This window comes from Mesorhizobium sp. M1409 (assembly GCF_040317535.1).
Classification (GTDB): Bacteria; Pseudomonadota; Alphaproteobacteria; order Rhizobiales; family Rhizobiaceae; genus Mesorhizobium.
The window spans coordinates 1-6,430 of the sequence record NZ_JAMYKV010000107.1 but is presented as its reverse complement, the minus strand read 5'-3'; the positions used below and the strand labels follow the sequence as shown (position 1 = coordinate 6,430).

Sequence of the window (6,430 nt, the reverse complement as noted above, 5' to 3'; positions counted from 1 at the left end):
GCCTAGGGTAAGTCTTTGTCGCAGAAGCATTTTCCCTGATTCGGAGCCCCGATGCACCTCAACTCTGTGAGATATTCGGGCTAGCCCACGGCTCGACGGTTGTGCTCCGCGACGTAACGATCAAATGTGGTCGAGCGAGCGAACCTACCTGATTGCCACGGGAGCCAGGGCGCGTGAGAGGCTCGCTTCGCCCTTGCCGTACATGGAAGCGCTATAGTCGACCAGGGTGTCGGTACGAGCCGTATTGAGCAGATCGTTGGTGATCTGGGTCGGCGTGGCCTTGGTGAATTTGCTGCCTAGTATCGCCGCATATCCTGAAATGATCGGTGCCGCGAAGGAGGTGCCATACAGGCCTGTCTTGCTCCCATCGACGCCAACCACAAGAAAGTGGCTTTGCACGAGCGGGTTGGAGCCGGCATAGTTGGAGTACCAGGCAAGCTGGGCCTTGTTGCTTGTTGTGCCGTTCGTCGAAAGGGCGCCGACGAAGATCGCGGAGGCTTTGCCAACCAGGGCGATGTCGAGATAGTCCTGCTGACCGCCTGTGACGCCGCCCACGGCAACCGAATCGTTGCCCGCCGCCTTCGAAATAACGGCCGACCCTTTGGTGGCATAGGAGATGATGGAGGCTTCCTCGGGACTCCATCCGATCTGGTTCGAACTGTAACCGGCGTTGGCGTACATGCCATAGCTCAGATTGAGCACGTTCAGGCCACGCGTCAGGCTGACGGCCGAGCTGGTTGAAAAGTCCTTCGACCTGATGGTCGCCAAGGGCGCGATCATGCCGGCTTCCTCGCGCGTCCATTCACCATGGCGCTGGGTTTGAACCCCGACACCGAAATTGCCCGAGAAGCGCGAAGTACTGGAGAAATCGTCGACGATCGTAATCGTGACGCCCTTGCCCTTGTACCCCGCGGCCCATGCCGCGCCGACGTCGGGACTCATCCACCCCTGCACCGCTTGTGTGCCTGCAGCCGGGATCGTTGCACTCACGCATGTGGACCGGCCGCCGCCGTGACACAGCGCGGCCATCTCGTCCGCATTGACCGCCTCCTGTGCCGAAGCCATCGGCGCCGACAGGGTGGTGAGAGCCGCGGCGATAACGAATTTCAAGCAACTACCGGACATGCTCTTACTCCGTTCAAAAAAGAACCAGGACGGGCGATCGCGAAATTTCGGGACGAGATGATTTTCTCATTTGCATCCTCCCGGCGATCAGAAAGTAACACGGTAATTCAGCCAGAGGTGCTGGCTCTCCGGTTTAGCGTTAACCAGATATTTCAAGGTCTCCTCTGGCGCCATCTCGCCGGCCGCGAGCCGACAATTGACGCTGTAGGTACCCAAATCGCCGTAGTCCGCTTCGCATGGCTTTTCGGTGAGCTTGCCGCCGAGGGTCGTGGTGAGCGACAAGGAAAGAGTGCTGTTCGGACCCGGATGCATCTGCGTGAGGAAACCCAGCTTTAGGCTGGGCTCGATGCGATATTTCTCACCTTCTTCTCCGGTGCCTAATCCCCAGAGGATCCCGGTGTCTTCGGTGATCTGGGTCAAAAGTTCGACATGCATGTCGACCCAGTTTGCGTGGTACCATTGGTTGAACGATATCCGGCTTCCGTCCTGCAGTTCATAACCGCCGCCGCCCAGGCCGCGCGCGCGATCGCTGAGCGGCGAGCCTTGGTGGATGTCGACCAGCGATGTGGTCAGTTCCTGGGCAATCGCCGGAGACGCTGCAAGGAGCCCGTACAGCAGGAGCGCCGTCGTGCGAAAACTCACTCGATTGCCGGAACTTTCGCGCATGCGCGAAACACCTCGCCCCACCGATTCCGGACCAGTGCCTGGTGACGACGGGCTTCTCTTGCAGCCCACTGTAGCCGGATTATTTGCCCGACAGTGGCACGGGTTCGGTTACCGCAGGGTTTATTTTAGCTGAGGAAAATATAATTCTTTGGCCGGCGGCCGGCAGGACGTCCGCGATGGCGCTTTTCAACCAATCTTGAAGCGCCAACGCGGCTCGTTTGGTGTTGCGGATGAATCCTGCGGCAAAGACTAGGCCGCGTCGCGGGCCTTCTCGATGCGCGAGCGGATCGCCTCGATCATCGTCTCGCGGATGACCGTCTCGCCATGCGTCTCGCGCATGTGCTCGACGGCGCGGCGCATGACCTCGGCCTCCTCGTCGGCACGCGTGTGCCAGTCACAGCCGGGCACGAGCGACCCGCAGTGAAATTCCTTCATTGGTTTCTCCTTTTCCTCCGTGGAGCCCGACCGAGGCTCCGGCACTTTCTTGGCTCATGGTCCGATTCCAGGGTTGAATCCGCGGATCCGGGAGCGGGCGGAATGCATAACACAGATGGGGTGATATCGGTCGCCGTCAACGGCAAAAGGGCGAAACAGCGCTGCTTCGCCCTTTTGCGCTAGCGCGAAACAGGACCAGACATCATCTTGCCCTGCCTTGGCCGGCCATCACTTTGCGATCTTGACAGCCTCGGCGATTTTTTTCTTGCCGCTCATCTCCCATGAGACGCGGACCTTTTCACCGACCTGCAGGCCCGGATCCTTGAAGGTCTTGGGAAGCGTAAAAGACGATCCGTCATCGAGGACAAGGCTCATGGCCGTTGCGTCAAGGGTCTTGATCGTGCCGGTGGTGTGCTTGACGGCGGCGAACGTCACCGAACCGGAAGCGAGAAGGGCAGCGGCGGCAGCCGAAACAATGATCTTGCGCATTGTGAAGTACTCCTGAAGGGCGGGACGAGGGTGTGTCCCGCATCGTCTGGGCCGTCCGGTCGCGTCGGGTCGCGGCTCGCTTGTTTCGAGGCAATTCCGAACGGAAAACCGTCTCACATTTTCCTGGAATTGCGCTCAGGCGAACCGCCGGCGCTTCCCGACCCGGCGCAACAAATAGACCAGCCTTTTCAAGAGCCTATTAGACGAAAAAGAAATTTTTCACCGCACCTTGTGCCACATTCGATGCCCCATTTCGAGCGAATGGGACATCAATACGGCTCACGCCGCGCTCACCATTTTGTTACGGCCAGCGGACCTCGGGCGGGAGGCTGGAGAGGATCGCTTCGACATTGCCGCCGGTCTTCAGGCCGAAGATGGTGCCGCGATCGTGAAGCAGGTTGAATTCGACGTAACGGCCGCGGCGGATGAGCTGCTCGTCGCGATCACCGTCGGTCCAATTCTCGTTGAAGTTGGCGCGCACGAGGTGGCCATAGACGACGAGAAAAGAACGGCCGACATCCTGGACGAAGTTGAAGTCGGCATTCCAGCCGCCTCTATCCTCACCCGAATGCAGCCAGTCGAAGAAGATGCCGCCGGTGCCGCGCGGCTCATTGCGGTGCGGAAGATAGAAGTACTCGTCGCACCAGGCTTTGAATTTCGGGTAGTCGGCAACGTCGGCGTTCTTCTCGCAGGCGAATTGCATGGCGCGGTGGAAGGCGACCGTGTCGGGGTCGTCCTGGGTGCGGCGGCGGTCGAGCACCGGCGTCAAATCGGCGCCGCCGCCGAACCATTGGCTGGACGTGACCACCATGCGGGTATTCATGTGCACGGCCGGAACGTTGGGATTCCAGGGATGCGCGATCAGCGAAATGCCGGATGCCCAGAAGCGCGGGTCTTCCTCGGCGCCCGGCATCTGCTTCCTGAATTCGGGTGAGAACTCGCCATGGACGGTCGAGGTATGAACGCCGACCTTCTCGAAGACGCGGCCGTACATCATCGACATGGTGCCGCCGCCGCCGCGGCCCTCGTCGCGTTCCCAGGGCGTCTTTTCGAAACGGCCTGGCGACCACGAGGCCAGCGGGCCGCCAAGATCCTGTTCGATCTGTTCAAGCCCAGCGCAGATGCGTTCGCGCAACGTCTCGAACCACAGGCGCGCCTTCATCTTCTTCTGTTCGATGTCGGCGGGCAGGCCAGCCGGTATTTCAGGTCGTTCCAAGTGCCGTCTCCGGTTGCGGGGCGATGAGTCCCACAAATGACTCGTCTTTTGCCGGCGCGATCCCTAATCTCTTAAGGGCAAGGGTCAAGTCACTTTGGTTTTGCGCATGATCCTTTCCGAAACTCGATTCCGATTTCGGAGGCATGCGCCAGGTGCAAGGAGTTGTTTCGTGCGCACCCCGGCAAGACCGCCGCTGGATGGCCTGAAGAAAAGGCTGGACCAAAGCCGGGCTGAGCGCGCGCGCATGCCGCGCGACGGTTTCCTGCGGGAGACCTTCGTGCTGCCGCGCTCCGATGCGCGGCTCAAAGCCAAGGAATGGTTCGATCGCTTTCCCAAGCAGGCCTACTGGACCGAAATCGAAAGCTGGTTCGAGCGGCCGGGCGACGTGATCGAGTTCACCATCAGGCGCTTGCCGGCGGCTGACTAGGATTTCCTCGCCGTTTACGGGGAGTTGAGGAGTGGTCCGCGCAGCGGACGAGAAGCCAACTGCTTGGCTTTTCGAACGACCAACGCCGGCAGGCAGGTGAGGGCTGCGCGAACCTCTCAATGCTGGCGCTGCCCCTCATCCGCCTTCACTTCGTTCAGGCACCTTCTCCCCGTGAACGGGGAGAAGGAAGAGCCACCAGCCTTCTCGCGCCGGTCCCCTCCCTTGCCAGCCTGTCGCCCTTGTTTCTGAGCGGGCATTTGTCGATCGACATGCAGCCGCAGCCGATGCAGTCGGTCAGTCCGTCGCGCAGTTTCTTCAGCTGGGCGATCTTGTGATCGAGCCCGTCACGCCAGGCGGTCGACAGTAGGTTCCAGTCATCGCGCGTCGGCGTGCGGCCCTCGGGCAGCGATGCCAGGGCCGTGCCGATCTCGGCCAGCGAGATGCCGACCTCTTGCGCCACCTTGATGATCGCGACACGGCGCAGCACGTCGCGGCCGTAGCGGCGCTGGTTGCCCGACGTGCGGTGGCTGCGGATCAGGCCGCGGGCCTCATAGAAATGCAACGCCGACACCGCCACACCGCTGCGCATGGCCACCTGGCCGACCGTCAATTCCGTTACCGGTGCCATTTCTGATTTTTCTGCTTGACCTCAAGTTAAGTTGAGCTTGTAGCGAAGAAACCAGGGATCTGCAAACGAAGGAGGAGGCGATGTGCGCCTGGGTCAAGATGACGGGAGTAGCCGGCGAACCCCTATCCGAGTTGCCGGATGGCTTCGCCCGCCACCATGGCGACGGAAAGCGCGACATTGAGGCTGCGCGCCGCGCCCTGCATGGGGATCGTCAGCCGCGCATCCGCCGCCTGATGGACGGGATCCGGAACGCCTGCGGATTCGCGGCCGAACAGCAGTATGTCGCCATCGGCGAAGGCAAAGCTGGTGTAAGGGCTCGTGGCTTTGGTCGACAGCAGCACCAGCCGGTGCGCGCGGGCTTTGCGCCAGTCCTCGAAGGCGTCCCAGTCGACATGCCGGGTCAGAGCAGCCATTTCGAGGTAATCCATGCCGGCTCGCTTGAGCGCTTTGTCGGACAGCGGAAAACCGGCCGGTTCAATGATGTCGACGCCGAGGCCGAGGCAAGCGGCGAAGCGCAGGATTGTCCCGGTGTTGCCGGCGATATCCGGCTGGTAGAGCGCGATGCGGAGACAACAGTTCATTTCCGCGTCTTTCTAATAAGTGGCAAATCGGCCACAGCGGGCTCGCGGTTTTGGAAATTGCTGGACCCGCGGGTGGCCATTTTCTGCGAAGTCGGGTATGTCAGCTCCATTGTCAACCCGAACCGATGGAGGGGTAATTCATGATGACCATGCACATCCAGCGCCCCTCTCGTGGGCTTACCTGCCTGCCGGCGGTTTCGGTACGACGATTCTCCTGACTCTCTAAGACTTGATCGCACCGATTCCCGCCGAAACGATTTTTCGGCTTTCGAAGGAATCCTGCGATGTTTTTCAAAAAGTCAAAAGGGCTGAACGCCCGAACTGAGCATGTCCAGACCGACGATCATCGTCGTGTCCAGACCGACGCAATGCGTGCCTCCGGCCGAATGCCGCGGACGATATTGCTTCGCCTTTTCATCTCTATTTTCACACGGAGGACGGACCGATGTTCGATCCCTACAGAATACCCGGCTCAAGGAGCCTGCATATCCACCGACTGCCGACCTGGGCGCTGCTCATCGGCGACACCTATTCGTCGGCGGTTCATGCCGAGGTTCGCCGCCGGCCGCATCGCGGCATGCTGCCGGATGTCGATTTCTCGCGCGCGGTCCCCGATCCGAGCCGGCCATCGCTGGTGCGCCGGATCATCCGGCTGATCAGGCCCGGCGCGAAAATCCGGATCGTGAACAGTGCGCCGTCAGGGTCGTCCGGCGCACCTGTCGGCGAAAAGCCCGCGAGCCCCTATATTGCGCGAAGCAGGGGCGGGGGGGGGGGGGGGGGGGTGGGGCGGGCGGGGGGGGGGGGGGGGGGTGGGGGGGGGGGGGTGGGTGGGGGGGGGGGGGGGGGGGGGGGGGGGGGGGGGG

At 61.6% G+C, this 6,430-nt stretch carries 8 protein-coding genes; 1 reads left to right on the top strand and 7 read right to left on the bottom strand.

The window, feature by feature from the left end:
* Positions 1-144 precede the first annotated feature (144 nt).
* The 5 genes from NKG99_RS35040 to hemF form a co-directional block, all read right to left on the bottom strand.
* Positions 145-1,125 carry a S8 family serine peptidase gene (locus NKG99_RS35040; protein ID WP_352874009.1) on the bottom strand — a complete coding sequence of 327 codons (981 nt, stop codon included), beginning with the start codon at positions 1,123-1,125 and terminating at the stop codon, positions 145-147.
* Between the two features lie 87 nt (positions 1,126-1,212).
* Positions 1,213-1,791, bottom strand: coding sequence for a hypothetical protein (locus NKG99_RS35035; RefSeq protein WP_352874008.1), 579 nt, complete (start codon positions 1,789-1,791; stop codon positions 1,213-1,215).
* Positions 1,792-2,040: 249 nt separating this feature from the next.
* Complete coding sequence (locus NKG99_RS35030) at positions 2,041-2,226, bottom strand: DUF1059 domain-containing protein (RefSeq protein ID WP_109659722.1); 186 nt, start codon at positions 2,224-2,226, stop codon at positions 2,041-2,043.
* Between the two features lie 228 nt (positions 2,227-2,454).
* Positions 2,455-2,715: a DUF1344 domain-containing protein gene (locus NKG99_RS35025; RefSeq protein ID WP_352874006.1), complete on the bottom strand. Its 261-nt coding sequence runs from the start codon at positions 2,713-2,715 to the stop codon at positions 2,455-2,457.
* 301 nt (positions 2,716-3,016) lie between these two features.
* Positions 3,017-3,931, bottom strand: coding sequence for an oxygen-dependent coproporphyrinogen oxidase (gene hemF / locus NKG99_RS35020; protein WP_352874005.1), 915 nt, complete (start codon positions 3,929-3,931; stop codon positions 3,017-3,019).
* A gap of 169 nt (positions 3,932-4,100) precedes the next feature.
* Between hemF and NKG99_RS35015 the strand changes: the two genes are divergently transcribed.
* Positions 4,101-4,358, top strand: coding sequence for a hypothetical protein (locus tag NKG99_RS35015; protein ID WP_023760711.1), 258 nt, complete (start codon positions 4,101-4,103; stop codon positions 4,356-4,358).
* A 154-nt stretch (positions 4,359-4,512) separates the two neighbouring features.
* Here the strand turns inward: NKG99_RS35015 and soxR are convergent, their stop codons facing one another.
* Complete coding sequence (soxR, locus tag NKG99_RS35010) at positions 4,513-4,986, bottom strand: redox-sensitive transcriptional activator SoxR (RefSeq protein ID WP_136615932.1); 474 nt, start codon at positions 4,984-4,986, stop codon at positions 4,513-4,515.
* 122 nt (positions 4,987-5,108) lie between these two features.
* The gene (locus NKG99_RS35005; RefSeq protein WP_352874003.1) at positions 5,109-5,567 is read right to left on the bottom strand and encodes a tRNA (cytidine(34)-2'-O)-methyltransferase; all 459 of its coding nucleotides are present in this window, start codon (positions 5,565-5,567) and stop codon (positions 5,109-5,111) included.
* Between the last annotated feature and the right edge of the window lie 863 nt (positions 5,568-6,430).